The 24,816-nt window shown below is 62.9% G+C and carries 28 protein-coding genes; 10 read left to right on the top strand and 18 right to left on the bottom strand.

All coding sequences use genetic code 11. The annotated features are described in order from the left end of the window. Window positions 1-25: 25 nt before the first annotated feature. The 7 genes from AC3ANW_RS24100 to AC3ANW_RS24130 all read left to right on the top strand — a co-directional run bounded on the left by AC3ANW_RS24100 (window position 26) and on the right by AC3ANW_RS24130 (window position 3,781). Window positions 26-673, top strand: coding sequence for an RraA family protein (locus tag AC3ANW_RS24100; RefSeq protein WP_488345558.1), 648 nt, complete (start codon window positions 26-28; stop codon window positions 671-673). A 16-nt stretch (window positions 674-689) separates the two neighbouring features. After that, a complete protein-coding gene (locus AC3ANW_RS24105) occupies window positions 690-1,640 on the top strand; it encodes a sugar kinase (RefSeq protein WP_488345559.1) in 951 nt (316 codons plus the stop codon). Continuing rightward, window positions 1,637-2,368, top strand: a complete 732-nt coding sequence (locus AC3ANW_RS24110) for an SDR family NAD(P)-dependent oxidoreductase (protein ID WP_488345560.1) — start codon at window positions 1,637-1,639, stop codon at window positions 2,366-2,368. Before AC3ANW_RS24105 ends, AC3ANW_RS24110 begins: the two co-directional genes overlap by 4 nt. A gap of 10 nt (window positions 2,369-2,378) precedes the next feature. After that, complete coding sequence (locus AC3ANW_RS24115; RefSeq protein WP_488345561.1) at window positions 2,379-2,867, top strand: 2,4'-dihydroxyacetophenone dioxygenase family protein; 489 nt, start codon at window positions 2,379-2,381, stop codon at window positions 2,865-2,867. Window positions 2,868-3,079: 212 nt separating this feature from the next. Continuing rightward, entirely contained in the window at window positions 3,080-3,337 is a 258-nt protein-coding gene (locus tag AC3ANW_RS24120; RefSeq protein WP_488345562.1) for a hypothetical protein, read from the top strand. Then, window positions 3,334-3,627, top strand: coding sequence for a tannase/feruloyl esterase family alpha/beta hydrolase (locus AC3ANW_RS24125; protein ID WP_488345563.1), 294 nt, complete (start codon window positions 3,334-3,336; stop codon window positions 3,625-3,627). Before AC3ANW_RS24120 ends, AC3ANW_RS24125 begins: the two co-directional genes overlap by 4 nt. Window positions 3,628-3,646: 19 nt before the next feature. Continuing rightward, window positions 3,647-3,781: a hypothetical protein gene (locus tag AC3ANW_RS24130; protein WP_488345564.1), complete on the top strand. Its 135-nt coding sequence runs from the start codon at window positions 3,647-3,649 to the stop codon at window positions 3,779-3,781. A gap of 234 nt (window positions 3,782-4,015) precedes the next feature. Here the strand turns inward: AC3ANW_RS24130 and AC3ANW_RS24135 are convergent, their stop codons facing one another. Continuing rightward, entirely contained in the window at window positions 4,016-4,918 is a 903-nt protein-coding gene (locus AC3ANW_RS24135; protein ID WP_488345565.1) for a LysR family transcriptional regulator, read from the bottom strand. Window positions 4,919-5,081: 163 nt separating this feature from the next. Between AC3ANW_RS24135 and AC3ANW_RS24140 the strand changes: the two genes are divergently transcribed. Genes AC3ANW_RS24140 through AC3ANW_RS24150 form a run of 3 tightly spaced genes read left to right on the top strand, consistent with a single transcriptional unit; the run spans window position 5,082 to window position 7,759 of the window. Further along, entirely contained in the window at window positions 5,082-6,287 is a 1,206-nt protein-coding gene (locus AC3ANW_RS24140; protein ID WP_488345743.1) for a CaiB/BaiF CoA transferase family protein, read from the top strand. A gap of 19 nt (window positions 6,288-6,306) precedes the next feature. Beyond that, window positions 6,307-6,759: a MaoC family dehydratase gene (locus AC3ANW_RS24145; RefSeq protein WP_488345566.1), complete on the top strand. Its 453-nt coding sequence runs from the start codon at window positions 6,307-6,309 to the stop codon at window positions 6,757-6,759. Between the two features lie 22 nt (window positions 6,760-6,781). Further along, window positions 6,782-7,759 carry a Bug family tripartite tricarboxylate transporter substrate binding protein gene (locus AC3ANW_RS24150; RefSeq protein WP_488345567.1) on the top strand — a complete coding sequence of 326 codons (978 nt, stop codon included), beginning with the start codon at window positions 6,782-6,784 and terminating at the stop codon, window positions 7,757-7,759. 187 nt (window positions 7,760-7,946) lie between these two features. On the opposite strand, the gene AC3ANW_RS24155 is transcribed toward AC3ANW_RS24150, so the two are convergent. The 17 genes from AC3ANW_RS24155 to AC3ANW_RS24235 all read right to left on the bottom strand — a co-directional run bounded on the left by AC3ANW_RS24155 (window position 7,947) and on the right by AC3ANW_RS24235 (window position 24,799). After that, window positions 7,947-8,201, bottom strand: coding sequence for a PaaI family thioesterase (locus tag AC3ANW_RS24155; RefSeq protein ID WP_488345568.1), 255 nt, complete (start codon window positions 8,199-8,201; stop codon window positions 7,947-7,949). A gap of 276 nt (window positions 8,202-8,477) precedes the next feature. Beyond that, window positions 8,478-9,905 carry a DHA2 family efflux MFS transporter permease subunit gene (locus AC3ANW_RS24160; RefSeq protein ID WP_488345569.1) on the bottom strand — a complete coding sequence of 476 codons (1,428 nt, stop codon included), beginning with the start codon at window positions 9,903-9,905 and terminating at the stop codon, window positions 8,478-8,480. A 114-nt stretch (window positions 9,906-10,019) separates the two neighbouring features. Beyond that, the gene (locus AC3ANW_RS24165) at window positions 10,020-10,457 is read right to left on the bottom strand and encodes a PaaI family thioesterase (RefSeq protein WP_488345570.1); all 438 of its coding nucleotides are present in this window, start codon (window positions 10,455-10,457) and stop codon (window positions 10,020-10,022) included. Continuing rightward, complete coding sequence (locus AC3ANW_RS24170; protein WP_488345571.1) at window positions 10,447-11,217, bottom strand: class II aldolase/adducin family protein; 771 nt, start codon at window positions 11,215-11,217, stop codon at window positions 10,447-10,449. The genes AC3ANW_RS24165 and AC3ANW_RS24170 overlap by 11 nt, the downstream gene beginning before the upstream one ends. 10 nt (window positions 11,218-11,227) lie before the next feature. Continuing rightward, a complete protein-coding gene (locus tag AC3ANW_RS24175) occupies window positions 11,228-12,778 on the bottom strand; it encodes an acetolactate synthase large subunit (RefSeq protein WP_488345572.1) in 1,551 nt (516 codons plus the stop codon). A 69-nt stretch (window positions 12,779-12,847) separates the two neighbouring features. Further along, window positions 12,848-13,843, bottom strand: coding sequence for a Bug family tripartite tricarboxylate transporter substrate binding protein (locus AC3ANW_RS24180; protein ID WP_488345573.1), 996 nt, complete (start codon window positions 13,841-13,843; stop codon window positions 12,848-12,850). A 29-nt stretch (window positions 13,844-13,872) separates the two neighbouring features. After that, a complete protein-coding gene (locus tag AC3ANW_RS24185; RefSeq protein WP_488345574.1) occupies window positions 13,873-14,658 on the bottom strand; it encodes an enoyl-CoA hydratase in 786 nt (261 codons plus the stop codon). A 1-nt stretch (window position 14,659) separates the two neighbouring features. Further along, a complete protein-coding gene (locus tag AC3ANW_RS24190) occupies window positions 14,660-15,628 on the bottom strand; it encodes a Bug family tripartite tricarboxylate transporter substrate binding protein (protein WP_488345575.1) in 969 nt (322 codons plus the stop codon). Between the two features lie 88 nt (window positions 15,629-15,716). Continuing rightward, the gene (locus AC3ANW_RS24195) at window positions 15,717-16,892 is read right to left on the bottom strand and encodes a CaiB/BaiF CoA transferase family protein (RefSeq protein WP_488345576.1); all 1,176 of its coding nucleotides are present in this window, start codon (window positions 16,890-16,892) and stop codon (window positions 15,717-15,719) included. Between the two features lie 108 nt (window positions 16,893-17,000). After that, window positions 17,001-17,429, bottom strand: a complete 429-nt coding sequence (locus tag AC3ANW_RS24200; protein WP_488345577.1) for a PaaI family thioesterase — start codon at window positions 17,427-17,429, stop codon at window positions 17,001-17,003. After that, complete coding sequence (locus tag AC3ANW_RS24205) at window positions 17,422-19,533, bottom strand: 3-hydroxyacyl-CoA dehydrogenase NAD-binding domain-containing protein (protein WP_488345578.1); 2,112 nt, start codon at window positions 19,531-19,533, stop codon at window positions 17,422-17,424. The genes AC3ANW_RS24200 and AC3ANW_RS24205 overlap by 8 nt, the downstream gene beginning before the upstream one ends. After that, on the bottom strand, window positions 19,530-20,642 hold the full coding sequence (locus AC3ANW_RS24210; RefSeq protein WP_488345579.1) for an acyl-CoA dehydrogenase family protein: 1,113 nt from the start codon (window positions 20,640-20,642) through the stop codon (window positions 19,530-19,532). The genes AC3ANW_RS24205 and AC3ANW_RS24210 overlap by 4 nt, the downstream gene beginning before the upstream one ends. An 8-nt stretch (window positions 20,643-20,650) precedes the next feature. Beyond that, window positions 20,651-21,865, bottom strand: a complete 1,215-nt coding sequence (locus AC3ANW_RS24215; RefSeq protein ID WP_488345580.1) for an acyl-CoA dehydrogenase family protein — start codon at window positions 21,863-21,865, stop codon at window positions 20,651-20,653. After that, entirely contained in the window at window positions 21,862-22,521 is a 660-nt protein-coding gene (locus AC3ANW_RS24220) for a 3-oxoacid CoA-transferase subunit B (protein WP_488345581.1), read from the bottom strand. The genes AC3ANW_RS24215 and AC3ANW_RS24220 overlap by 4 nt, the downstream gene beginning before the upstream one ends. Beyond that, complete coding sequence (locus AC3ANW_RS24225) at window positions 22,518-23,231, bottom strand: 3-oxoacid CoA-transferase subunit A (RefSeq protein WP_488345582.1); 714 nt, start codon at window positions 23,229-23,231, stop codon at window positions 22,518-22,520. Before AC3ANW_RS24225 ends, AC3ANW_RS24220 begins: the two co-directional genes overlap by 4 nt. Before the next feature lie 18 nt (window positions 23,232-23,249). After that, complete coding sequence (locus AC3ANW_RS24230; RefSeq protein ID WP_488345583.1) at window positions 23,250-24,410, bottom strand: thiolase; 1,161 nt, start codon at window positions 24,408-24,410, stop codon at window positions 23,250-23,252. Further along, window positions 24,407-24,799, bottom strand: a complete 393-nt coding sequence (locus AC3ANW_RS24235) for a Zn-ribbon domain-containing OB-fold protein (protein WP_488345584.1) — start codon at window positions 24,797-24,799, stop codon at window positions 24,407-24,409. The genes AC3ANW_RS24230 and AC3ANW_RS24235 overlap by 4 nt, the downstream gene beginning before the upstream one ends. Window positions 24,800-24,816 lie beyond the last annotated feature (17 nt).

Consider the following 24,816-nt stretch of genomic DNA (forward strand, 5'->3'; position numbering starts at 1 on the left):
CTTGAACCTCACCAGGACCGAACCCATGAAAGATCTCATCGAAGGCTTCTCGAAAGTCGCAGTCGCATCCGTCGCCGACGCGGTGGACAAAATCACCGGCAAACGCGGCTACATGGATTCGACCATCAAGCCCCGCACCGTCGACAAACGTGTCGTCGGCCCGGCCGTGACCGTGCTGGAGGCCGCCACCGACGAATTCGTGCCGCCGCAACATGCGCTGGACCTGATCGACGAATCCCCGAGCGGCAGCGTGGTGGTCATTTCCATCGCCGGCGGCGAAGCCAACGTCGCCGTCTGGGGCGGCCTGATGACCGCCGGTGCCGTCGCCAACGGCCATGTCGGTGCCATCCTCGACGGCGCGGTGCGCGACCTCGACGAGATCCGCCGGGACTACGGTTTCCCGGTCTATGCCCGCGACGTCAGCCCCGGCACCACCCTGGGCCGCTACAAGACCGTGTCTTCCCAGGTGCCCATCTCGGTCGGCGGCGTGGTGGTGCATCCGGGCGACATCATCGTGGCTGACATCGACGGCGTGGTGGTGGTGCCGAAGGGCCATGCCCACGAAGTCCTGGCCGCCTCCATCGAGATCGACGAACGCGAACTGGAACAGGCCAAGCTGATCATCCAGGAACGTTCGCTGCGCACCGGCCTGGCCAAGTACGGCCGCATTTGATTTCGCAAACCCCGCCATGACCCAGACCAGCCGGCCCCCGGGGGTCGTCGTTTCCATCGGCGAAGCGATGATCGAGTTCAACCAGGCCCGCGCAGGCGAGCCGCAATACATCCAGGGTTTCGGGGGCGACACCTCGAACTGCCTGGTGGCCGCCGCCCGCCAGGGCGTGCCGACCCGTTACCTGTCGGCCGTCGGCGACGACACCTTCGGCCGGATGCTGCTGGCCCTGTGGCAGCACGAGGGTGTCGATGCGTCCCACGTCGCCGTCGATCAGCAGGCGCCGACCGGCGTGTATTTCGTCACGCACGGTGAATCCGGCCACCAGTTCGGTTACCTGCGCGCAGGCAGCGCCGCCAGTCGCATGACCCCGAAGTCGGTCGCCGCCGACGCACTGGAGGCTGCCGAGTTCCTGCATGTCTCGGGCATCACCCAGGCCATCAGCGCCAGCGCCTGCGACGCCACCTTCCACGCCATGAAGCAGGCGCGGGACAAGGGCGTGAAGGTTGCCTACGACCCCAACCTGCGGCTGCGTCTGTGGCCGCTGGAGCGGGCCCGGGCCGTCATCCGCGAAAGCATCGCGCTGTCCGACATCCTGTTGATCAGCTCCGATGACGCTTCGGTCCTGACCGGCGAAGATACCGCCGAAGCCATGCGCGACATGCTGCTGGCCTGGGGCGCACGCACCATCGTGCTGAAGCTCGGTGCGCTGGGCGCCATGCTCCACGACCGAGGTGTCAGCCGGGTTTTCGACGGCCATGTGGTCGACTGCGTGGACGCTACCGGTGCCGGCGACTGTTTTGCCGGTTCGCTGCTGGCCCGGCTCTGCCTGGGCGACGACATGGCGCAGGCCAGCCGTTATGCCAACGCTGCGGCGGCGCTCTCCACCCGGGGGTTCGGTGCCATCGCACCCATACCGAAGGCGGACGAAGTGCTGCGTTTCCTGGCCGCAACCGAAGCCCGCGCATGACCTACCGACCCGACCTGTATGCCGGCCGCACGGTGGTGGTGATCGGCGGTACCAGCGGCATCGGCGCCGCCATCGCCGAAGCCTTCGAGGCGCACGGTGCATCGACCGCCGTGACCGGGGCCAGCGACGCCGAAGTGGCGACATGCCGCGCCGCGAGCCCGTCACGGGAGTGCCATGGCCTCGATGTGCGCGACGGCGCCGAGGTGCGTTCATGGTTCGACGGCCGCGCACTGGACGTGCTGGTCAACTGCGCGGGCATCACCCGGCGCGACCTGGCCGAACACGAACCCGAAGTGTTCACCGAGGTGATCGACGTCAACCTCAACGGAATGATGCGGACCAGCCATGCGGCCCGCAAGGCACTCGGCGGCAGCCGCGGCTGCATCGTCAACATCGCGTCGATGCTGAGTTTCTTCGGCAGCGGCGGCGTACCCGCCTATGCCGCCAGCAAGGGCGGCGTGGCGCAGCTCACCAAGTCGCTCGCCATTGCCTACGCGGCCGACGGCATCCGGGTGAACGCACTCGCGCCCGGCTACATCGCCACCCGCCTGACCGATGCGCTGCAGGAAGACGCCGCGCGCAGTGAAACCATCGTCTCCCGCACACCCATGAAACGCTGGGGCCGGCCGGAAGACGTGGCACAGGCTGCCCTGTTCATGGCGTCGCCGGCCGCTTCGTTCATGACCGGTGCCATCGTCCCGGTGGACGGCGGCTACCTGATCGCATAGGAGACCCACGATGATCGTTCAACACCCGGGCATCCAGCCCGAAATCGCCATCCCCGCCATGCCGGAAGACGAACGGGTCTGGGTTCCCCAGGCACCGCTGGTCTGGTTCCGGCCGCTCATGTTCAACACCGTCACCGGCGGCTGGTGCAACCTGCTGCGGGTGCGGAAGTCGGGCACGCTGTCGCGCCATATCCATCCGAGCGCGGTGACGGGTTACGTCATCAGGGGCTCGTGGCGCTACCTGGAACACGACTGGATCGCGCGCGAAGGTTCGTTCGTCTACGAACCGCCGGGCGAGATCCACACCCTGGTGGTCGACAGCGCCTCGGAAGACCAGGAAATGATCACCTTCTTCAATATCCAGGGCGCTCTGATCTACGTCGACGACGACGGCCGGCAGACCGGTTACGAAGACGTTTTCAGCAAGATGGCCATGTGCCGGAGGCATTACGAAGAGGTAGGGCTGGGTGGAGATTTCGTGAATCAGTTCGTTCGGTAGCACCATCACGCGGCCTGGGTAGGCCGGGCATCGGCAGGTGGTCCATCCGGGCTCATTGAATCGATTAAGGTTCGACGTTCCGCCGGGAAAGTCGTTTGATATTTATATGGCAGGCGAACCCTCGAATGTCCTGCAGGTGACATTCAGCTGACGGCCGCTTGACTATGGTCACGAGTGGATTTGAACGATCAAACTTCTCGGTGGAGACCCGAATGAATAAACCTGAGTTGCATTACCGACGCGGCATGGCAGCCCTGTCCTTTCCCGGAATTATCTCGGCGCTGCTGACGGCCTGTGGTGGCAGTAACGCTCTCGCCGTGCAGGCCGACACGAGCGCACCGCAGGTCAGCGCCGCGCAGGCCTGCGACAACATGGGGAAACTGAAATTCGAGGGCGTCTCCATTAGCGCACCCAGTTGGTTGCAGCTACTGCGGATATTCCGGAATAATGCGTGGTATCGGCCAGGATGACCAAGGAACTGTCATTCGAAATCAGGCTCCCGACAGAATGGAACCACCGGACGGTATTCATGGGTGGCGGCGGTTTCGACGGCACCATCACTGCGCACGATACGCGTTACAACAGCCCCGGCGTGGCGAAACGTGGTCATGCAACCATCGCCACCAATCACGGCCATGACGAGACAACTACGCCGGGCGCGACATTTGCGCTGGACGACCAGATGTTCGCGGATTTCAGGCAATCGACTGCCAACCCGGCGGCCTGCTGCAGCACAGGCCGACAACCTGAACTGGCCTGAACGTCCAGACTTGGTCCTTATGGAATCCAACAAGGGTTTTGCCCCGCAGGCCTATTCGGTCATGCAGGAGTTGGGTTTCGATCCCGACAAAGTGAATGCGAACGGTTCGTGCATGTCGTTGGACTACACCGTCGGCGCAACCGCGCGATCGTGACCACGAAGGCGACCGTCCTCGGTATTCAGAATGAGCCAATCGCATGTTGGTGTAATCCGCGCGGGCATGATGGGCACCAGCGAGGCGCAAGTCTGCGCACTGACTGGATTCGAATTGGCATTTGTGTGGAAAATTGCCAAAAGCTTGATTGCAGGCCTCGCCATTACTGAAGGTGATGGTGGATGTGGGCCAGCTAGGCCGAGAAACCGGGCATGGCTTCTATCGTTATGACAATCATTGATTCGACGCTGGACCTTGGCCGTGCAAAATGATTTCAATAAGGGCTATTGTATATTCAGGCAGGTCCATGCGTGATTTCGTGATGAGTTGCTGGACACGTATCGCCCAGGGTTCATGTATACGGATTGCGCAAATACGATTTGCGGCGATATCAGGCGCAGCGACCGACCTGGGTACCAACGCGATTCCGGCCCCATCGTGCACACATCGAATCACGCCGCTAAAATTGGGCGCATGTACTCTGACTTTAGGTGATATTCCGATATTGAGCGCGAGGCTTAGTAGATATTTGAAATTGCTGGTCTCACGCCCCATGGCCACTAAGTCAAAGGACATCGCATGCGACAACGATGTTTCGGTGAAGGCCCTCAAAGGGTGATCAGGATGCGCGACGAAAATCAACTCGTCTTTTCCATAAGGAGTCGCTTCCACCCCCCGCAAATCTACAGGACCGGCAATCAGGCCAATATCGGCATTTCCATCGAGCACCGCACCGATGGTTTCTTCGCTCAGGTGTTCGAACAGATCAATATTCACCCCTGGGAACTTTTTTAAATAGGAGCCGAGAATGGGCGTTAGGCCACTCAAGGTGCTGCTGTTGGCGAAGAGTCTGATATTTCCCAGGGCGCCGCTTTTGTGGTGCGAAATATCTGACTGTAAACGATCGACATTGTTCATTATCTTATCAGCATGTGCTTTTACCGTCTGCCCAGCGGCGGTGAGCACCATGCCTTTCGAAGTCCGCTCAAACAACGTGCAGCCCAGGGTCTGCTCAAGATTTTTTAGCCGATAACTCGCCGACGGCGCCGTCATATGCATGATTTCCGCCCCGTTACTCAAACTTCGCTGCTCGGCGACTGCCAGGAATACTCTGAGATCCGTCAATTCATATCGCATATATGGTCCAAAGATCGTCCAAACTATTTCGACGGGCGCGTCCAAAGCATGCCGTTGAATGCATGTTAGCAAAATTCTAAAGGCTGCTCAATTTTTTCAAATTGCCGTTTGTAATTGCGCAGGGTACGATTCTAAAAAATTAGCCTTACGTAAAGAATCCATTATGCAGCCCCTCAAAGACATAGTCGTGATCGATTTAAGCAAGGTGCTGGCAGGCCCATTATGCGGTCAATTTCTCGGTGAACTAGGCGCAGAAGTTATCAAGGTCGAACCGGTGGTCGGTGGTGACGATACGAGATCCTGGCTGCCTCAGGAAAAAGGTCAATCTGCGACGTTCCTGGCAGTCAATAATAATAAAAGAAGTATAGCCGTAGATTTGAAATCCGACGCTGGCCTAGCTATCGTGCACCGACTGGTTCAGCAGGCTGATATCGTGCTGCAGGGTTTTGGAGGCGGCACCGCAAAGAAACTTGGCGTCGATTACGACACCCTCAAGGCACTAAACCCGAACATCATCTATCTCGAAATCTCGGGTTATGGGCGCGACGGCCCGATGGGGTCCGAACCGGGCTATGACGTGATGCTGCAAGCTTTCAGCGGAATGATCAGCACCATGGGCGACCCCGGGGGAGCACCCACCCGCGCCAGCTTTTCGCCTGTCGATCTTGGCACTGGTTCTTATGCGCTGAGCGGCATCCTGGCCGCCTTGCTGGAGCGCCATCGCACGGGCCACGGGTCGTATGTTGAGGTGTCCCTGCTCGATACCGCGATGTCGCAAATGAGTTACTTGGCTCAGAACTACTGGCGCACCGGCCGGGTGCCGGCGCGTATGGGGACGGCGCATCCGGCCATGGCGCCCTACCAGGCGTTCGAGGCCGCTGACGGTTTTATGATGGTCGGCATAGGTAATGATGCGCAGTGGCGCAAATTCTGCGGCGTGGCCGGCCTGCAGTCTCGGCAGGACGATCCAAAGTTTACGACGAACGGTGCCCGCGTCGCCCATTTCGAAGAGACCGTTTCCATGGTTGCGGAGGTGATTGCCACTCGTTCGGTCGAGGAATGGGTGAATGCCTTGCGCACTGGCGGTATTCCCTGCTCGCCTATCAATACGCTGGACAAGGCTTTGGCCGACCCGCAGGTCGCCACCCGTGGACTGCTGGTTGAAACCAGCCATCCGGTGCTGGGTCCGGTCAGCGCCGTGGGTTATCCGGTGCGTTTCGACGGTGCCGCCCGGCGCGCGGTGCGTCACGCCCCGCTGCATGGGGAACACACAGCCGAAATCCTGCGAGATATCGGGATATCGGCCGATGCACAAGCCGAGCTTTTCGAGACCGGCGTCGTGGCTGGTCTTGTCCTTGCATCTCAGTAATCTCCAGGATTAAGAAAATATGTCAAATTTCTTCAAGCAATATTATTTCGATGATTTCTCTCTCGGCGAGGAATTTCCCATTCCGTCGCGCACGATGACCGATGCGTTGTTCGCGGCCTTCCAGCTGGCAAGCGCGGATAATCACCCCAGCCATTATGACTTGGAATATTGTAAGGCACACGGCATGCCTGCCCTGGGTGCACATGGTTTTCAGATTCTCATCCAGACGGCGGCTGGTGCCGGTTATTTTCCACATCATGTTGAAGACTCGATGAAAGGATTCATCGAGCAGGGCAGTAAGTTTCTCAAGCCTGTTTTTTCGGGCGACACGCTTTATACGACCTTGCGTGTCACCGAGCTGACGCCAGGAAAAAGCACGGGTGTGGTGACACTTGGCTCGACCGTTCATAACCAGAGAAAAGAACTGGTCATGGAAGGTTTTCAAAAATACCTGATCCGCAAAAAAATCTAATTCAAGTCGAAGGAGACAAAAAATGGATAGACGTCAATTCGTGGCGACACTCAGCGCCGGCACCGCCTTGCTCGCCACTTCGGCCAGCGCGCAACCAGCGGGAAATTACCCCAATCGGGTGGTGCGCATCATCGTGGGTTTTCCGCCGGGCCAGGCCACGGACACCATCGCACGGGTACTGGCCGAACGGCTGACTCAGCGCATGGGGCAGGCTTTCATCATTGAAAACAAGCCCGGCCAGGGCGGCGGCTTGGCCCTCGGCTACGTGGCGCAGCAACCGGCCGACGGCTATACGATTTCATTAGCTAATACCGGCGCGGTGATTACCAACCGTTTCATCCAAAAGAGCCTGAGTTATTCGCCAGACGCGCTGAAACCGGTCGTGCTGGCGGGGGATATCCCGCTGGCGCTCGTAGCGCGGCCGGGTGCGTCGTTCAGCGACCTGAAGGGGTTCATCGATGCGGCACGCGCCAACCCGGGCAAGCTGACTTACGCGACACCCGGCAACGGTACGACATCCCACCTGGCGATGGAATCCCTAAAGCAGGAGGCGAAGATCGACGTTGTGCATATCCCGTACACCGGCAGCGCGCGTTCCCTCACCGACCTGATTGCCGGCACCGTCGATGTGTCCTTCGACACCATCACCACGGTGGCATCCTTCGTGGAAAGCAAAAAGCTTACGGCACTTGCGGTCGGGTCCTCGCACCGCCTGCCCGGGCTGCCGCAGGTCCCCACCCTCGACGAGGCGGGTTACCACGGCATCGTGGGATCAGTCTGGATTGGCTGTTTCGTGGCCAGCAGCACTCCCGGACCTATCACCCAGAAGCTGGAAACGGAAATCTCGCTTGCGCTGAAGGATCCGGAACTGGTCAAACGCCTAATGGCGGCGGGGCTGTACGTGCGTGGCCCGGGCGAAAACGACCTGGCCAAAACGCTTGTGGCGGATACGGCGAAGATTCAAAACTTGGTCAAAGTGTCCGGCATCAAGATCGACTGACCGGCGGGTATTAAAGCCGCATTCCAACGGTAAGGGACGCGTCAGGCTTCCACGTTCACCTCGGTGGCCTGCATGACGGCGACCACCTTGTGCGGTTCGCCGGCATCCGCCTCGAAGGAGCGGACGTCGCCGCCCACGGTGAAAGTGTGGCCCGAAGTGACGACGCATCAACCGCCAAGAATCGGCTTCATTTGGCGGGACTCAGGAAATTGATTTTGAATTCCGCCGTGACCACATTGGGGCCCGGGCCGGCCCGTGTCATCGCGGCGTATCCGCAAACGTTGTCCAGGATGCTCGACACGACACCTCCATTTAAGGAGCCGTGTTGCTGGGCCAGCCTGCTTTCGTAATAAGTTCGACATTGACTTCGCCGTCTCGCAACTGCGCATCGAAGTCGGTCTGGATGCGCTTTTGCAACCAACACAATTTCACCATGCCACACGGGCCGCAATACCGGTGGGAAGGCAGAACGATTATCCGGTCGACCATTGCTCGAGTGGCATAAGGCAAGTCATACCAATAATCAGCCGAGCGAACTGACACCTTGGCTAGCTAACAGTACAACCGCAAGTGGCACCAACCGCATAGTCGCATCGGCCACATAGATCTGATTCTTAGGCTCAAAGTCTCAGACAGCGCATTGCCGTTGCACGTCTAGCGGGCAATTGAAAACCCGTCGGCGCCGACCTGCAAAGCACTTGTAGCCGGCGCCGCTTTATTACCGCACGCCGCGTTTTTTACGGGCCGACACGAAATGGTTCCCCGCTCCCGCCGGAAGGCGAAAGGTGCCTACGAGTCCAGCCAACACGAAAAGGGCCGCGACCACAAACGCAATGCGGTACGGCGCGGCGGCCATTCCAAGGTGGGCGGCCGGTGCAGCCACTTCGCCCAGCCGTACTGCCATGGCTCCAGTCGTGATGCCCGCCGCCATGCTGAGTTGCGACACGACATTGGAAAGTCCATTCGCATGCGACATCTGTTCGTCCGGTACATCGGAAAAAGCGAGCGTGCCGAGGCAAGTGAATTGCATGGACCTGGTCATGCCGTTGGCGACCAGCAGGGGGATGACGAGGAGCGGGGATGTCTCCGGCCCGATCAATGCGCAAGCTGCCAGGCATAGGGCTGCGAGGCCGCCATTCCACAGCATGACGGGGCGGTAGCCGAAGCGCCGCAGGATGGGTGTGGTAATGGACTTCATCGCCAGGTTTCCTGCGAAAACCGCCAGCAGTAAGAGCCCCGAATGGAAAGGGTCGTACCCAAAGCCGAGCTGGAACATCAGGGGTAGCAGGAACGGCAGCGCACCAATCCCCATGCGGGTGACGGAGCCGCTCAGGATGGTGACCCGGAAGGTCGCGATGCGTAACGGTTTCAGGTCCAGCATCGGATCGCGGGCCCGGAGAAAATGCCTGATGGCGGCAGCTAGGAGCAGCAGCGATACAACCACCGCTACACAGCTTGCGGCATCGAGCCGCATCGTCAATCTTTCGAGCGAGGTCAGTAGCAGGAAAATGCCGGTGCCGCTGAGCAGGAATCCGGGCCAGTCGAAACGCTGGCGCGGTTCAGCCGGCATCTCGGGAATCAGGACAAGCGCGAGCACCAGGGCGGCCAGACCGAGCGGCAGGTTAAAAAAGAAGATCCAGTGCCAGCTCGTATGGTGAACAATGAAACCTCCGAGCGGAGGCGCGATGACCGGTGCGACCAGCGCTGGCCATACAAGGTTCGCCATCGCAGCCATGCGGTTTTCCCTGGGTGTGTGGCGCAACACCAGTAGTCGGCCGACCGGCACCATGAGCGCGCCGCACGCACCCTGCAGCACACGCAGGGCCACGAACAAGTGAAGGTCGGTCGCCAGCCCGCACAGCACCGAACTCAGCGTGAAGCCGGCGATGGCACAGGCAAATACCCGCTTTGCACCCAAGCGGTCTGCGACCCAGCCGCTAATCGGAATGAAGACCGCCAACGCAAGCATGTAGGCGCTCATGGCGATGTTCAAGGAAAGCGTTTCCACGCCGAACGACCGTGCCATCTCAGGTAACGCTGTGCTGATGATGTTGCCGTCAAGCACCTCCATGAACATGGAGCCGGTGACCAGGTAGCTGATGAAGCGGTAGCGAAGGTTTGTATTGCTTGAAGGGGTCGTCGTCATCAAAACTTTGCGTGAAGCGAGTCGGCATGCCGGACGAGCAGGCCAGGGCTTCTTGCGCTCTCATGTGTCCGGCCCAAACGGCTGATTTTCACACCGCCGGCCCTCACTGCAGCGTCAGGGCTTCACGTTCACGATCGTCGCCTGCATGACGGCCACCACCTTGGGAGCGATGTCGGCATGTGCCGTGAAGGCCAATACCTCACCATTGCAGACCGTTAGCATCCGGCCCGCGTTGACCACCCGGCCAACCGCCACGAAACGCAGGCCGATGGCAGGCCGGACCAGGTTGATCTTGAATTCGGCAGTGACCACCTCAAGGCCCTCGCCGGCCCGGGTGAGCGCCGCATAACCGCAGGCGCTGTCGAGGATGCTCGACACGGCACCTGCATGCAGAAACCCTTGCTGCTGTGCAAGGCGCGTGGAAAACGGCAGTGCGATGCGGACTTCGCCGTCATGCACGGCCTCGAGGCTCGCTCCCATAGTGGCCATCAGGCCCTGCGCATCGAAGCTGGCCTGGATACGCGCTCGCAGGGCGGTGACTTCAGGCGTCATAGCCGGGGTTCAGTCGGTCGAGCCTTCGCAGCAGCGAAGGCCATGCGCGGTCGGCCAGACTGGTGCCGCCCTGGATGATGTTTACCGCGGCGGCGACACCGGCCAGCACCTCGGGCCGTATGTCGATCAGCGGGCCGCCGCACTGCGCTGTGACTTGTATCTGGCAGGCCGATTCAAGCGTGTACATGGCCTTGAACGTATCGGCCACCGACACGCCGACGGTCAGCAGCCCGTGGTTTCGCAGGATCATGTGTTTCGCCTGCCCGAGGTCGACCTGCAGCCGCACTTTTTCCTCGTCGTGCACCGCGAGGCCCTCATAGTCGTGATATGCAAGCGAACCCATGACGAGCGTGGCCTGCTGCGAGATCGGGAGCAGCCCGCACTGCTGCGCACTGACCGCAACGCCCGCCTTAGTATGCGTATGGATGACGCAGCCAACCTCTGGGCGGGCCTGGTGGATAGCCGAATGGATGACAAAACCGGCCCGGTTCACATCGTCCGGGCTGTCGTCGAGCTTGTTGCCTTCCAGGTCGATCTTCACCAGCGACGAAGCGGTGATTTCGTCGAACATGTAGCCGTACGGGTTGATCAGGAACTCGTGCCGCCCTGGCTCTCCTGGATGCGGAATCTTCGCGCTGATGTGCGTGGCGACCAGGTCGCTCCAGCCATACAGCGCGACCAGCCGATAGCAGGCAGCCAGGTTGACCCGGGCCGTCCATTCGGTTGCGGAAATATTGCGCGGGGGATTGAAACGATCCATGCGTAACTCCTTAGATCAGGACTTCGATCAGCATCGGACCGGACGCGGCAAACGATGCTTCAAGCGCTTCCTTGAATTGGCGCAAACCGTCGACGCGCTTCGACCGCATTCCCATCCCTTTCGATAGCGCGCACCAGTCCAGATCCGGGCGCGTCAGGGACAGCATGTCGATGGCACGTTCGCCCGGCGCGGTCACACCGACCGCCGTCAATTCCCGCCGCAGGATGGCATACGCACGGTTGACGAAGACGACAGTGGTCACATCCAGATTTTCGCGTGCGATGGACCATAGCGCCTGCAGGCTGTACATGCCGCTTCCGTCGCCTTCCAGAGCCAATACCCGCCGGTGGGGCGCGGCAACGGCCGCCCCGAGCGCCGTCGGAAGGGCGAAACCGATGGCTCCGCCGCAACTCGTCAGCCAGTCGTGCGGCCTGGCATCGGCCGTCATGGCGTCCAGACGCCAGCCGGTGGTCACCGACTCGTCCACCACGATGGCGTTTTCCGGCAGGGTAAGGGCGATGGCTCGCCCGATGCTTTCGGACGACAACACGTCCTCGGCAGGCAGGTCGCCCGACACCGGCGGCACTAGTGCGGGCACGACCGAGCCGGCATCCAGAGCCTCGACAAGTGCCGTAAGGGCAGCTTGCGGATCGTCCTCGACTTCGCTGAGCGTCAGGATCTCGCAGTCCTTGGGCCAGAGCTCTCCCTGTCGGTGTGGATAGGCGAAGAACGCCACTGGCGCACGCGCATTGACCAGCACGATTCGGCCGAAAGGCGCCAGCACCGCTTCGGCTGCTTCGGCTGCATAAGGCAGGCGGGGCACCAGTGCACGGCCGGCGCCGCGCTCCATGCGCGCCACGAAATATTCGGCTCGCAACGAGGCGCCGGTCTTGCCGGCAACCTGGGCGGCCAGGCGGGTGCAGTCGGCCCGCAATGCGGTTCCACCCAACAGCACTAGCGTAGAACGAGGGTCGGACCGCATAGCCTCTGCCACCTTGTGGGCCGGCATGGCCTTGCTGGCTTGCGGCGCTACCGGCGGACGGGAGGGCGCTGGCGATTCAGGCGATTCGGTCCAGGCGATGTCTGCCGGCAATACCACCGTGGCAATGCCGCCGGTACGGCCGCTGCTGCGGCGCACTGCTTCGCGCCCAGCTTCGGCCAGCGTGTCCGACGCCAGGTATTGCACCCAGTCGGACATGGAGCCCGCGATGGCGGGCAGGTCGGAGGTCAGGGGCGCGTCGAGCGCCAGGTGCGTGACGGTGTGGTCACCAACGATGTTGATGATGCCGGAGCGTGCCTTGCGGGCATTATGGAGATTGGCCAAGCCGTTACACAGGCCGGGGCCCAGGTGCAAAAGTGTGGCGGCGGGTTTTCCGCTGATCCGAAAATATCCATCCGCCGCACCGGTGACAACGGTTTCATGCAGGCCCAGAACACATTTCAAACCGTCCACCTTGTCGAGCGCCGCGACAAAATGCATTTCAGATGTACCGGGGTTTGTAAAACATACTTCGACGCCTTCGGCGAGCAGTGTACGAACCAGTTTTTCAGCGCCATTCATTCTATTTTCCTGAGCAGTTCAAGCGATGCGGAGCCGATAACCCCGCACCATGGGTCAATCGACTACCGGTCACTCCTCGATCTTCACTCCGGTGACCCGTACCAGCTCTCGCCACTTGACCAGTTCAGCGTCGATGAACTTGCGTGATTCGTCCAGGTTCCTGGCCTGCATGGGTTCGCTGGATTGTTTCTTCAGGCTTTCCAGCATTTCCGGCGAATGCATGATCTTGTTGGTGACGGTATTGATCTTCTGCGCAATATCTGAAGGTGTGCCAGCGGGTGCGAGTAATGCCAGCCAGGTATAGACATCGAAATCCTTGTAGCCGAATTCCTTGAGGGTCGGCACCTGCGGGAAAATCGAGCTGCGCTCCGCACTGGTCACCGCGATGGGCCGAAGGTTTCCACTGGCGATGTAGGGCGCGACAGTGACCGAATCCTGCACGGCCATGGGAATCTGACCTGCAACCGTGTCCTGCACCGCTGCGGCCGCGCCGCGGTACGCAATATGGGTGAAGGGCAATCCGGTGACGTGCCGCAGCAGTTCACCACCCAGGTGGGTCGAGCCGCCCGCACCGGAACTGCCGAACGGAATGGACTTCTGGGTCTTTGCCCAAGCCAGGAATTCCGGCACGGAGGTCGCCTTGACCGATGGATTCACCACGATCATGTTGGGCGTCTGCACCAGCATGGCTAAGGGGATCAGGTCCTTTACAGGGTCGTAGCCCACCTTGGCCCGCGTCACCGGCGAGATGACGTAGCCGGTGGCCGTCACCAGCAGCGTGTATCCGTCGGCAGGCTTGCGGGCCACGTATTCGGTGCCCACCTGGCCGGCCGCCCCTGCCCGGTTGTCGACGATGAAGGGTTGGCCGAAAGTGGTCGACAGTTCCTTGGCCAGCAGGCGGGTGGTGATGTCGGTCATGCCGCCGGGTGGGTAGGCGACGACGATGGTCACCGGCTTGCTGGGCCATTGCGCGGCGCCCTGTGCGAAAGCCTGGCCGGCGATGGTCGAGAGTACGGCGCAAGCAGCCATTGCTGCCGAAATGCGGCGGCGATTGATACGGATCATTTTTTGTCTCCTGGTCCTGAGTCTTGCGACTACTTCTTGTGAATGAAAGCGCTCATGTATCGGCTCGGCTCACCAGTGGCGAACGCGCTCGCGAATTCCTCCACGCCATCGGTGATGGCGCGCTCGAGCGGCTTTTCCTGCCACTCGCGCAAAAGTCTTTTTTGTTGCCTGAGAACCGAAGGTCCGTAATGGGCGAACTGCCGGGCCTGGCGTGACACTTCATCGTCTAGCCGGTCGTGCGGCACCACGCTGTCGACCAGTCCCCACAACAGTGCCTGGGCCGCGTCGATGTTCTCGCCGGTCAGCAGCAGCCAGTTGGCGCGCGCCTGGCCGAGCAGGCGTGGCAGCAAGGCAGCGTGGATGATCGAAGGAATGCCCACCTTGACTTCGGGCATGCCGAAATGCGCACGGTTGGAGGCGATGCGGATGTCGCAGGCAGCGGCCAGTTCCAGCCCGCCGCCCAGCGCCCAGCCGGGAATGCGGGCGATGACCGGCGTCGGGAATAGCCGCACCGCGTCGCACAGGCGGCGCAGGTTGTCGATGAACAGACGGCCGCTGCTCTCGTTCATCACGCCCATTTCCTTGATGTCGGCGCCCGCGACGAATGCCTTGTCGCCCGTGCCTCGCAGCACCAGCACCCGCACCCTTGCGTCCGCGGCCAGCGTGTCGATGGCGCTCCGTACCTGGTCGATCACCGGGGTGCCGAGGATGTTGAGCGAACCCGCATTGCGGATGGTGACGACGGCGATTCCGTCCGCGTCGATGCTCACGGCGGCGTGCGAGGCATCTGTTGTCGTATCGAGGTTCCTGTCCATATCAGAGCTTTTCGAAACCGATGTCGTGAATGACTTTTTTCCACATGGTGTTCTGGCTGGCGATGAGCGCCGAGAAGTCGGCTCGTGATGTGGGACTGGGGATGGCGCCCTGTTTTTCGATGGCAGCGACGACGTCGGGATTGGCAAGCGCGGCGCGCACAGCCTTGTTGAGCTGGTCGAGGATCGGGGCCGGCGTGCCGGCGGGTGCGCCGATGCCGAACCAGGACGGGTTGTTCATGGCCGGCAGCCCGGCTTCGGCGTACGTAGGCACGTTGGGAAGAAGCTTCAGCCGGGATTTCGCAGCCACTGCGATGGCCCGCGTCTGCCCGCCCTCGATCATTCCGGCCGACGACGGGATGTTGTCAAACACCATGTTGATCTGGCCCGCCATCAGGTCGGTCAGGGCCGGGCCGAGGCCCTTGTAGGGCACGTGGAGCATGTCCGTGCCGGTCACATGCTTGAACAACTCGCCATTGATGTGGCTAAGACCGCCGTTGCCCGAAGAGCCGAATGAATACTTGGCCGGATGGGCCTTGAGCTCCTTCACCAGCCCGGCGATGTCTTTTGCAGGAAAACCGGGATTCACCACCAGCACGTTCGGCACGTCGGCGAGATTGCTGATGGGTGCGAAATCCTTGACCGGGTCGTAACTGGTCTTGGCATAGACGTTGGGATTCACCGCATGGGAGCTTTCGACCACCATCACCAGCGTGTAGCCATCGGCCGGCTGCTTCGCGGCATATGCGCTGCCTACCGCGCCGCCTGCACCCGGACGGTTCTCGACCACGAAAGGCTGCTTGAGTTCAATGCCCAGGCGGTTAGCGACGATTCGCGCAAGCAGGTCAGTCGTGCCGCCGGGCGCATAGGGCACCACGAGCTTCACCGGGCGGTCGGGATAAGCCTGTGACCAGGCGGGCGAAGCTAGCGCGCCGGCACAGGCGGCGAGCATCAGCAAGGTACGTTTTTTCATATGTCTCCTGTCGTTATGGATCACCGGCCAAGGGCACGACCGGGTCGCTGCATCAACGGGACGGCACCTGCCGCCCCATTTCGTCAACTCATTCGCTGAACGCCACGCCTTGCAGCTGTTCGTTCAGAAGCGGCGGCGGCAAGGCCTGGTCCAGCGGCCGGCTCGGCGCGGCGAGCATGGGGTTTCGCACGGTCCTGATGTCTCCCAGCACCGGGTGACGCAGCACCTGCACGAGCTTGCGATGCCGCACCTGCGGATGATCGAAAACATCCTTCATGTCGTTGATGGGCCCCCAAGGCACACCGGCCTTGTCGAAGGCGTCCGTCCAGGCGCTGCGGCTACGGTTCGGGAACAGCGCGACCAGGACTTCGCGCAGTGCCGGCAGGTTACCCATGCGCGCCGGGTTGGTGGCAAAGCGTTCTTCGAGGGCCAGTTCGGGCATGCCTGCTACATCGCAGAACCTGCGGAACTGGCCGTCGTTGCCGATTGCCAGGATCAGGTAGCCGTCGGCGCAGCGGAAGACTTCGTAAGGAGCGCAGTTGGGATGAGCATTGCCGCTGCGTTGCGGCACCTCGCCCGAGGCCAGGTAGTTGGCACCCTGGTTGGCGTTCAGGGCCACGGCCACATCGAGCAGGGCGATGTCGATGTACTGGCCCTGGCCGGTGCGGCTGCGCTGGAACAGCGCGGCGAGCACCGCCGATGTGGCGTACATGCCGGTGGACAGGTCCACCACCGCCACGCCCGTCCGCAAGGGGCCGGCACCCGGTTCACCGTCGGCGGGGCCGGTATAGCTCATCAGGCCACCCATGCCCTGGAAAACGTAGTCGTAGCCGGGCTTGTCGGCCATCGGGCCGGTCTGGCCGAAGCCTGTGATGGACACATAGATCAGCCGCGGATTGATTGCCCGCAACGTGGCCTGGTCCAGTCCGTATTTGGCCAGTGAGCCGGCCTTGAAGTTCTCGACCACCACGTCGGCGTCGCGCACCAGCTCACGCACCAGGTCGGCACCGGCCGGATCACTGAAATCGATGGTGCGCGATTGCTTGCCACGGTTGCAGCAATTGAAATATGCGGAAAGCCGCTCGCCGTTTTCGTCGTCACCCACGTAGGGCGGGCCCCATTGCCGGGTGTCGTCGCCACGGCCTGGACTTTCGATTTTCAGGACTTCGGCACCCAGGTCCGCAAGGTTCTGGGTGCACCAGGGACCGGCGAGGATCCTGGATAGGTCGAGGACTTTCACGCCATCGAGGGCACGGTCAAGCATTCTGTCTCCACTGCTGAATTTGACTGCAGTCTAGGAATGCATCGACGCTTCATCCAGTCGAATGTTTCGAATCCCGGCTTGGTGTTTTTCGAACGACCCAGGCGGGTTTCACCCGGCAGCGCGCACCCGTATCGCGCTGAAAACGCCGCTGGCCTTGAGGACCGGGCGACCGCCGATGAACGCGGTGCACTGCGCGAAACACATGCGCCCGCCGCGCCGGTCTATCAGGGTCCTGGCCTCGAGCCATTCACCCACCGGGCAACGATCCAGATAGTCAAGCGAAAGGTGCACCGTCGCCACCGGCCCGCCCATGGCGCGCGCCACGTTGAAGCCCAGGCTGTTGTCGGCGATAGACGCCAGCATGCCGCCGTGCGCCGTGCCCTGGTGGTTCATGTGGATGGACACCAGCCGCAGGCCGATGGTGGTGGTTCCATCGGCCTCGTCACGGGCGTACATCGGGCCGAACAGGCCCAGGAAGGGGCTGACCGGCGGGTATTCGACAAAGCCCGGCGGCACCGGGCTGGCCGGCTCAGCCAAAACGCGTCTTGCCTTCCGCCACCAGGCGCACCAGCAGCGGCGCCGGCACCCAGTGTTCGCCCTGAACGGCGCGCAGGTGCTCGATGCGTTCCAGCGTGTTCTTCAGGCCCAGGGTTTCGGCGTAGAACATAGGCCCGCCCCGCGACGCGGGAAAGCCGTAGCCATGCACGTAAACCACGTCGATGTCGGACGAACGCTGCGCAATGCCTTCATCCAGGATTCGGGCACCTTCGTTGACCAGGGCCAGCATGCAGCGCTCCACGATCTCGGCGTCGGTTACTTGGCGCCGCTCGATACCGGCTTCGGCAGCGCAGGCCACGATGATTTCATCCACCACCGGGTCCGGGATCGGCGTGCGACTCGCGGGCTCGTAGCGGTAGTAACCGGCCGAGGTCTTCTGGCCGTAGCGCCCGGCTTCGCAGATGCGGTCGGCCACCTTCGAATAACGCAGGTGTGCGGGGCGGATGGGTGCCAGGCGCTTGCGGGTCGCCCAGTTGATGTCCATGCCGGCCAGGTCAGCCATGGTGAGCGGGCCCATGGCCATGCCGAAACGTGTCAGCGCGCCGTCGACCTGCTGCGGCGAAGCGCCCTCTTCCAGCAGGAATCCGGCTTCGCGCCAGTACCCGGTGAGCATGCGGTTGCCGACGAAACCTTCGCATACGCGGACCAGCACGGGGATCTTGCCGATGGATTCCGCCATGCGCATGCAAGTCGCCAGCACGTCTTCGGCGGTGCGTTCGCCGCGCACAACTTCAAGCAACCGCATCACGTTGGCCGGGCTGAAGAAATGCAGGCCAATGACGTCCTGGGGACGCGAGGTCGAAGCCGCGATCTCGTCGATGCTCAAGCGCGAAGTGTTGGTGGCGAGGATGGCGCCAGGCTTGCACACTGCGTCCAGCCGGGCGAAGACTTCCTTTTTCACCGCCATGTCTTCGTACACCGCCTCGATCACCAGGTCGGCGTCAGCGATGTCGTTGAATTCGATGGTGGGCTGCAGCAGGCCGATGCGTTTTTCCATGGCTTCGGCTGTCAGCTTGCCCTTGCCAACCGTGACCTCGTAGTTGCGGCGGATCAGGCCCAGGCCCCGGTCCAGCGCTGCCTGTTCTCGTTCCAGCAGTACCACCGGCAGGCCGACGTTGGCAAAAGCCATGGCAATGCCGCCGCCCATGGTGCCGGCGCCCAGGATGGCGACCTTCTTGAGCGGGCGCAGGGCCGCACCACGGGCCTGGCCGACGATGCGGGGGGCTTCACGTTCGGCGAAGAACAGATGGCGCAGCGCCAGCGATTCGGGCGCCACCAGCAGCTGGTCGAATACCGAACGCTCGTAGGTCAGACCTTCCTCGAAACCGAGCCGGGTAGCGGCTTCCAGACAGTCGAGCGCAGCGCGTTGGGCCAGAACGTTGCGCTGCCGCGGATTGAGCCTGGCGCGCATCGCATCGAAGTCTGCGCCGCCGCTTTCCAGCGGCATCTGCGACACCAGCGGATGGGGGCTGGCAGATGCGGACTTGAGCCGGGCGAAGACGACTGCTTCGGCCAGCAGTTCGTGCTCGGCCAGAAAATCGACCAGGCCCGATGCCAGGGCCTTGGTGGCGATCACCGGCGCGCCGGACAGGATCAGATCGCCCGCCGGCTGCAGACCGACCAGGCGGGGGAGGCGCTGGGTGCCACCGCCTCCCGGGATGAGGCCCAGATTGGCCTCGGGCAGGCCCAGTCTGGCGTCGGGCGTGGCGATGCGGTAGTGACAGCCCAGTGCCAGCTCGAGGCCGCCGCCCAGGGCCACGCCCTGAATGGCCGCGACAACCGGCTTGCGGCACTGCGCTATCAGGGCCAGCACGTCGCGCGACATGGGTTTCTCGATGGCTGCCGAGGTATTGAACTGGCGGATGTCGGCGCCACCACAGAAGACCTTGCCGGCGCCGGTGATGACGACTGCGCAGACGCTGTCGGACGCGATGGCGTATTCGATGCCCTTGAACAGCCCGGCGCGAACGGTATTGCCCAGGCCGTTGACGGGTGGGTTGTCGATGGTCAGCACGGCGACGCCGTCCTGGATCTCGACGTTCACGGTGTCCGAAAGCGATTCGGCGGGGGAGGATGTCTTCATGATGCGAGCGCCTCGGCAGGGGTGTTTTGCGACAGCGCGACGAAACGCGCGAAATGGTGGCGTGCGTCGCCCAGGCTGTGCTCGATTGCCAGCAGGCGCTTGACGTAGCGGCCGACCGACAACTCTTCGGTCATACCCATTCCGCCGTGCAGGTGGATGGCCTGCATGCCGACGAATCGGCCGCTTTCGATGCATCGGGCCTTGGCGGCCGATACCGCCACGCGGCGTGCGTCGGCGTCCTGCCCATCGACCACCGCAGCGGCGTGCCAGGCCAGCGACCGGGCCTGTTCTACAGCCACCAGCATTTCGGCGAGGCGATGTTGCACCGCCTGGAAACTTCCGATGGCTGCGCCGAACTGGCGGCGTTCCTTGGCATAGGCAACCGTGGTGTCGAGCAGGAATGCCTGGAGGCCGACCGACTCGGCGCACTGGCCGGCGACGGTAGCGTCCTGCGCGGCCTCCAGCGCGGCCGGAATGTCGGCGGTGCCGTCGCCCAGACGCTGCTGGTTTGCCAGGTGGACCTGGTTCAACACCAGGTCGCAGCCGCGCGTGCCGTCGATGCACGGATAACGGCTGACCGTGAGCCCCGGCGTCGATTCGTGCAGCAGGAATATGCCCAGGCCGCCGTCCGGCAGGCGGGCCGTGACCAGCCATGCAGCGGCATCGCCGCCGTTGACCACTGTGGTCTTGCGACCTTCAAGCCGCCATCCGCCGGCATCGGGGAAAGCGTTTGTGGTGGGGGTGTCCACGCGGTAGTCGGTATGCGGCTCGCCGCTGGCCAGGGCCAGCACCAGGCTGCCATCCGCCAGCGCGGGCAGCAGGCGGGCGCGCTGCTGCGGTGTGGCGCAGCGCAGCACCAGCTGCGTGCAGCACAGGGCGGAAGAAAGAAAGGGGCTGGCCACCAGGTGCCGGCCCAACATTTCGAGCACCGCATGGAAACCTGCGCAGCCAGCGCCGGAGCCACCCTGCTCTTCCGGCACGCCCAGGCCGGGCAATCCCAGCTCCACCAGGTCGGCCCAGCCGGCCACCTCGTCCTGTGGCCGGTCGCGCGCCATGCGTGAAACCGCGTCGGCCAACATATTCTGGTCTTCGTCGTAATGGGGGTACATGGTGGCGCTCACAGTCCCAACGCCGTTTTGGCGATGATGTTCTTCTGCACTTCGTCGGTGCCGCCGTAGATGGAGATCTTGCGGAGGTTGAGATGAAAACCGGCAACCGCGCCGGCCCATTCAGGGTTGCTCGATGCGCGCTCGCCCACACCGTCCTCCAGCGGCCGTGTGAAGGCTGCGAAAGCAGCATCTTCATAGGGCAACGCCGCCACGCCCAGCGACTGCGTGCTCAGCTCGGTGATGGCCTGCGCGATCGAAGTGCCCATGTATTTCAGAATGGAAGCCTCCGCGCCGTGGCCGCCGCCTGCGTCGATCATGTCGAGCATGCGCAACGCGGTGTGCTCCAAAGCCAGCAAGTCGATCTCGACCCTGGCGATGTCGCGCGAGAACACCGGATCGTCGATCAGGCGTTTGCCGTCCACCACCCTCTGCGCGGCGATGTTCTTCAGGAAAGCCAGTTCGCGTTTTGCACGGCCGACCCGGGCGGCACCGGTGCGTTCGTGCGACAGCAGATATTTGGCGCAGGTCCAGCCCTGGTTGAGTTCACCCACCAGGTTTTCCAGCGGCACCCGCACATCGTCCAGGAAAACCTCGTTGATTTCGCGGTCGCCGTCCAGTGTGCGGATCGGCCGGATGCTGACACCCGGGCTTTTCATGTCGATGAGCAGAAAGGAGATGCCGCGTTGCGCCTTGGCCGACGGGTCGGTGCGGACCAGGCAGAACATCTTGTCGGCGTACTGCGCATAGGTGGTCCAGGTCTTCTGGCCGGTCACCACGAAATGGTCGCCGTCGATGACAGCGCGTGTTTTGAGCGAAGCCAGGTCGGAGCCGGAGCCTGGCTCCGAATATCCCTGGCACCACCAGTCGGCACCCGAAAGGATGCGTGGCAGGTACAGTGCTCGCTGGGCGTCGCTGCCGTATTTCATCAGGACCGGGGCAATCATGCGAATGCCGAAGGGCGGAACTTCGGGGGCGCCGGCCAGAGCGCATTCCTCATCGAAGATGTGGCGCTGCATGACCGACCAGCCGGTTCCGCCATGCTCCACCGGCCAGGCCGGCGCGGCCCAGCCTCGGCTGTTGAGAATGTCCAGCCAGCCCAGGAAATCGGCCTTGCGCAGACGCCGGTGCTGCAGCACCGACTGGCGCAGCGGCTCGGGCAATTCGTCGCGCAGGAAGGCGCGGACTTCTTCGCGGAAAGCGTGAAGGGAATCCTGCATGTTCATGCTGCGACCTCGTCCATCTTGAAAGTCAGGGGAGCGCCGGTCACGGCCTGCAGCGCCTCCGGGGTCAGGCCCGGCACCATCTGCAGCACCTGCAGCAGACCGTCATCGATCTCGATGGTCGCGAGGTCGGTGTAGACCCGGCGCACGCAGCCGGCGCCCGTCAAGGGCAGCGAACATTGCTTCACGATGCGCGGCAAGCCCTCACGGGTGGTGTGTTCCATCAGCACGTACACATTGCGTGCACCGACGACCAGGTCCATCGCGCCACCGACCGCCGCCGCATGGCCGGGCTGGCCGAGCGACCAGTTGGCCAGGTCGCCGCCGGCCGACACCTCGTAGCCGCCCAGCACGCAGTAGTCGAGGTGGCCACCACGCATCATCGCGAACGAGTCGGAATGGTGGAAGAAAGAGCCACCGTCCACCAGGCCGACCGGCTTCTTGGCGGCGTTCATCATGTCCGGGTCGACGGCTTCGCCCGGTTCCAGGCTGCGCATTCCGAGGATGCCGTTCTCGCTCTGCACCACGATCTCCTGCTGGGCCTTCCAATACTGCAGCGCCATCACCGGCAGGCCGATCCCGAGGTTGACGTAAGAGCCGTCGGGAATATCGGCCGCCAGCGTCTGGGCCATCTGTTCACGGGTACGGCGGGCGATCATGCTGCGACTCCCATGGCTTGCAGCGTAGGCACGCTGTTGTTGGCGGCGTCGCTGATGCGCACCACCCGCTGCACGAAAATACCCGGCGTAACGACCACTTCCGGGTCGATGGCGCCCAGCTCCCTTTGTTCGCTCACCTGCACGATGGCCACTCGTGCCGCCATGCACATCGGAGGCCCGAAATTGCGGCCGGCCTTGCGGTACACCAGATTGCCCCAGCGGTCGGCGGCCAGCGCCTTCACCAGCGCGAAATCGCCCCGCAAAGGCTTCTCGAAGACATAACCCTTGCCGTCGATGACGCGGGTTTCCTTGCCAGCGGCAAGCTCGGTGCCGTAGCCAGTGGGTGTGAGGAAACCGCCCAGTCCGGAGCCGCCCGCGCGCAGGCGTTCGGCCAGGGTGCCCTGCGGCACGCATTCGTATTCGATCAGCCCTTTTGCGTAGGCGTCCTCGAAGGCTCCGGATTCGGCTCCGCGCGGATAGGAAGCGATGAGCTTGCGCACACGGCCGAGACGAATCAGCCTCGCCAGCCCAGTATCGGCGCTGCCGCTGTTGTTGCAGACGACCGTCAGGTCCCTGGCACCCTGCTCGGCAAGTGCGTCTAGCAGGTCCACCGCCTGGCCAGCCAGGCCGAAGCCGCTGACCAGGATGGTGGCGCCGTCGTGTACATCGGCGAGCGCCTGCGCTGCAGTAGGCATGAATTTATCGATCATGTAGAAGGTCCGTTTGGCTCACAACGCGTTGGACAGGATGGCCGTCGCCTGGCTGGACAGCACGCCGCCGTTGCCATGCACCAGTGCGACGGCGGCGTCGGCCACCTGCCGGTCTCCACCCTCGCGGCGCAGCTGCGTGACCGCTTCGATGACAAGAAAAATGCTGTACATGCCCGGGTGGGTGAAGGACAGCCCGCCGCCGTTGGTGTTCATCGGAAAAGCCCCACCCGGAGCGATGCGGCCGCCCTCGATGAAAGCTCCGCCCTCGCCTTTCCTGCAGAAGCCCAGGTCTTCCAGGAACAGGATGGGATTGATGGTGAAGGCGTCGTACAGCTCGACCACGTCGATGTCGGCCGGCGTCAGCCCCGCCTGGGCAAACGCCGCCCCGCCGGAATCTACTGCGGGCGTCACCGTCACATCGTCCATGCACGAGATCTGCCGGTGCCAGTGCGCGTGGCCGGTGCCCAGCACGTAGATCGGCTTCTGGTGCAGGTCACGCGCCCGCTCGGCAGAAGTGACCACAAAGGCGCCAGCGCCGTCGGTCACCAGGCAACAGTCGCGCACGGTCAGCGGGTCGGAAATCATCTTGGCGTTAAGAACGTCGTCTATCGACAGCGGCCCCCGCGAGAACGCATCCGGATTGAGTTGCGCCCACTGCCGCGCCGCCACCGCGACCTCGGCCAGTTGCTTGCGGGTGGTGCCGTACTGGTGCATGTGGCGGGCCGCGGCCAGTGCGTAGCTCGACACCGGATTGAACGGCTTGTAGGGATGCTCGTAGGGCTGCGGGTCCAGCTCGGCGCGCATCTGGTTGATGCGTGAACTGCTTGGCACGCTGCGTGGCGTGCTGCCGTAGCAGACCAGAACGTTTTCGCATTCGCCGGCAGCGATGGCCATGGCGGCGATCTTCAGGTCGGCGATGAAGGACGAGCCGCCGAACATGGTGCTGTCCGAGAATTTCGGCCGGATGCCGAGGTACTCAGACATACGCATCACCCACCACGGCGAGGTCAGGCTGGAAGTGATGATGCCGTCGATGTCCTGCATCTTCAGGCCGCTGCGGGCAACCGCCTGCACCGACGCACGGGCGATGATTTCCTGTTCGGTGGCGCCACCGGCGTGGCCCAATCCGGCCATGCCGGTACCCAGGACGGCAATGGAGCCGCGACCGTAAGCCTTCATGCTGCACCTCCCTGCGCGACGAAAACCAGCAACGGGCCTGCGTCCGTCGCATCGATTCGGGCACGCACGGGCAAACCGATACGCACATGGTCGGGCGACATGTCGACCACCCGGCTCATCATGCGCGGGCCCTCCTGCAGGTCGACCAGGCAGACGGTGTAGTCGCCGCCGTCCGGGCGGCGCACCACGGTTACCGAGTACACCGTGCCCAGGCACGACGGTTCTGCCCAGCGCAGCGCCTCCGAGCCGCAATGCGGGCAGCACACCCGCGGGAAGAAGTGCCAGCGCTTGCAGTCCTCGCATCTCGGTATCTCGAACCGGCCTTCGCCCAGGCTCGCGAAATAACGGGCGTCGGCACCGACGACCTGTTCTGGTTTTTCATTCATCATCGAAACATCCACGCTCA

This window comes from Xylophilus sp. PBN-3R, assembly GCF_057747805.1.

What these genes read in the sequence shown, in the direction of transcription:
- AC3ANW_RS24230 (WP_488345583.1), bottom strand. Translation starts at nt 24,410, where the DNA reads ATGAAGGCTTACGGTCGCGGCTCCATTGCCGTCCTGGGTACCGGCATG.
- AC3ANW_RS24105 (WP_488345559.1), top strand. Translation starts at nt 690, where the DNA reads ATGACCCAGACCAGCCGGCCCCCGGGGGTCGTCGTTTCCATCGGCGAA.
- AC3ANW_RS24125 (WP_488345563.1), top strand. Translation starts at nt 3,334, where the DNA reads ATGACCAAGGAACTGTCATTCGAAATCAGGCTCCCGACAGAATGGAAC.
- AC3ANW_RS24225 (WP_488345582.1), bottom strand. Translation starts at nt 23,231, where the DNA reads ATGATCGATAAATTCATGCCTACTGCAGCGCAGGCGCTCGCCGATGTA.
- AC3ANW_RS24150 (WP_488345567.1), top strand. Translation starts at nt 6,782, where the DNA reads ATGGATAGACGTCAATTCGTGGCGACACTCAGCGCCGGCACCGCCTTG.
- AC3ANW_RS24165 (WP_488345570.1), bottom strand. Translation starts at nt 10,457, where the DNA reads ATGACGCCTGAAGTCACCGCCCTGCGAGCGCGTATCCAGGCCAGCTTC.
- AC3ANW_RS24205 (WP_488345578.1), bottom strand. Translation starts at nt 19,533, where the DNA reads ATGAAGACATCCTCCCCCGCCGAATCGCTTTCGGACACCGTGAACGTC.
- AC3ANW_RS24160 (WP_488345569.1), bottom strand. Translation starts at nt 9,905, where the DNA reads ATGACGACGACCCCTTCAAGCAATACAAACCTTCGCTACCGCTTCATC.
- AC3ANW_RS24145 (WP_488345566.1), top strand. Translation starts at nt 6,307, where the DNA reads ATGTCAAATTTCTTCAAGCAATATTATTTCGATGATTTCTCTCTCGGC.
- AC3ANW_RS24115 (WP_488345561.1), top strand. Translation starts at nt 2,379, where the DNA reads ATGATCGTTCAACACCCGGGCATCCAGCCCGAAATCGCCATCCCCGCC.
- AC3ANW_RS24110 (WP_488345560.1), top strand. Translation starts at nt 1,637, where the DNA reads ATGACCTACCGACCCGACCTGTATGCCGGCCGCACGGTGGTGGTGATC.
- AC3ANW_RS24100 (WP_488345558.1), top strand. Translation starts at nt 26, where the DNA reads ATGAAAGATCTCATCGAAGGCTTCTCGAAAGTCGCAGTCGCATCCGTC.
- AC3ANW_RS24180 (WP_488345573.1), bottom strand. Translation starts at nt 13,843, where the DNA reads ATGATCCGTATCAATCGCCGCCGCATTTCGGCAGCAATGGCTGCTTGC.
- AC3ANW_RS24170 (WP_488345571.1), bottom strand. Translation starts at nt 11,217, where the DNA reads ATGGATCGTTTCAATCCCCCGCGCAATATTTCCGCAACCGAATGGACG.
- AC3ANW_RS24220 (WP_488345581.1), bottom strand. Translation starts at nt 22,521, where the DNA reads ATGATCGCCCGCCGTACCCGTGAACAGATGGCCCAGACGCTGGCGGCC.
- AC3ANW_RS24195 (WP_488345576.1), bottom strand. Translation starts at nt 16,892, where the DNA reads ATGCTTGACCGTGCCCTCGATGGCGTGAAAGTCCTCGACCTATCCAGG.
- AC3ANW_RS24185 (WP_488345574.1), bottom strand. Translation starts at nt 14,658, where the DNA reads ATGGACAGGAACCTCGATACGACAACAGATGCCTCGCACGCCGCCGTG.
- AC3ANW_RS24135 (WP_488345565.1), bottom strand. Translation starts at nt 4,918, where the DNA reads ATGCGATATGAATTGACGGATCTCAGAGTATTCCTGGCAGTCGCCGAG.
- AC3ANW_RS24235 (WP_488345584.1), bottom strand. Translation starts at nt 24,799, where the DNA reads ATGATGAATGAAAAACCAGAACAGGTCGTCGGTGCCGACGCCCGTTAT.
- AC3ANW_RS24175 (WP_488345572.1), bottom strand. Translation starts at nt 12,778, where the DNA reads ATGAATGGCGCTGAAAAACTGGTTCGTACACTGCTCGCCGAAGGCGTC.
- AC3ANW_RS24120 (WP_488345562.1), top strand. Translation starts at nt 3,080, where the DNA reads ATGAATAAACCTGAGTTGCATTACCGACGCGGCATGGCAGCCCTGTCC.
- AC3ANW_RS24140 (WP_488345743.1), top strand. Translation starts at nt 5,082, where the DNA reads ATGCAGCCCCTCAAAGACATAGTCGTGATCGATTTAAGCAAGGTGCTG.
- AC3ANW_RS24130 (WP_488345564.1), top strand. Translation starts at nt 3,647, where the DNA reads ATGGAATCCAACAAGGGTTTTGCCCCGCAGGCCTATTCGGTCATGCAG.
- AC3ANW_RS24210 (WP_488345579.1), bottom strand. Translation starts at nt 20,642, where the DNA reads ATGTACCCCCATTACGACGAAGACCAGAATATGTTGGCCGACGCGGTT.
- AC3ANW_RS24215 (WP_488345580.1), bottom strand. Translation starts at nt 21,865, where the DNA reads ATGAACATGCAGGATTCCCTTCACGCTTTCCGCGAAGAAGTCCGCGCC.
- AC3ANW_RS24190 (WP_488345575.1), bottom strand. Translation starts at nt 15,628, where the DNA reads ATGAAAAAACGTACCTTGCTGATGCTCGCCGCCTGTGCCGGCGCGCTA.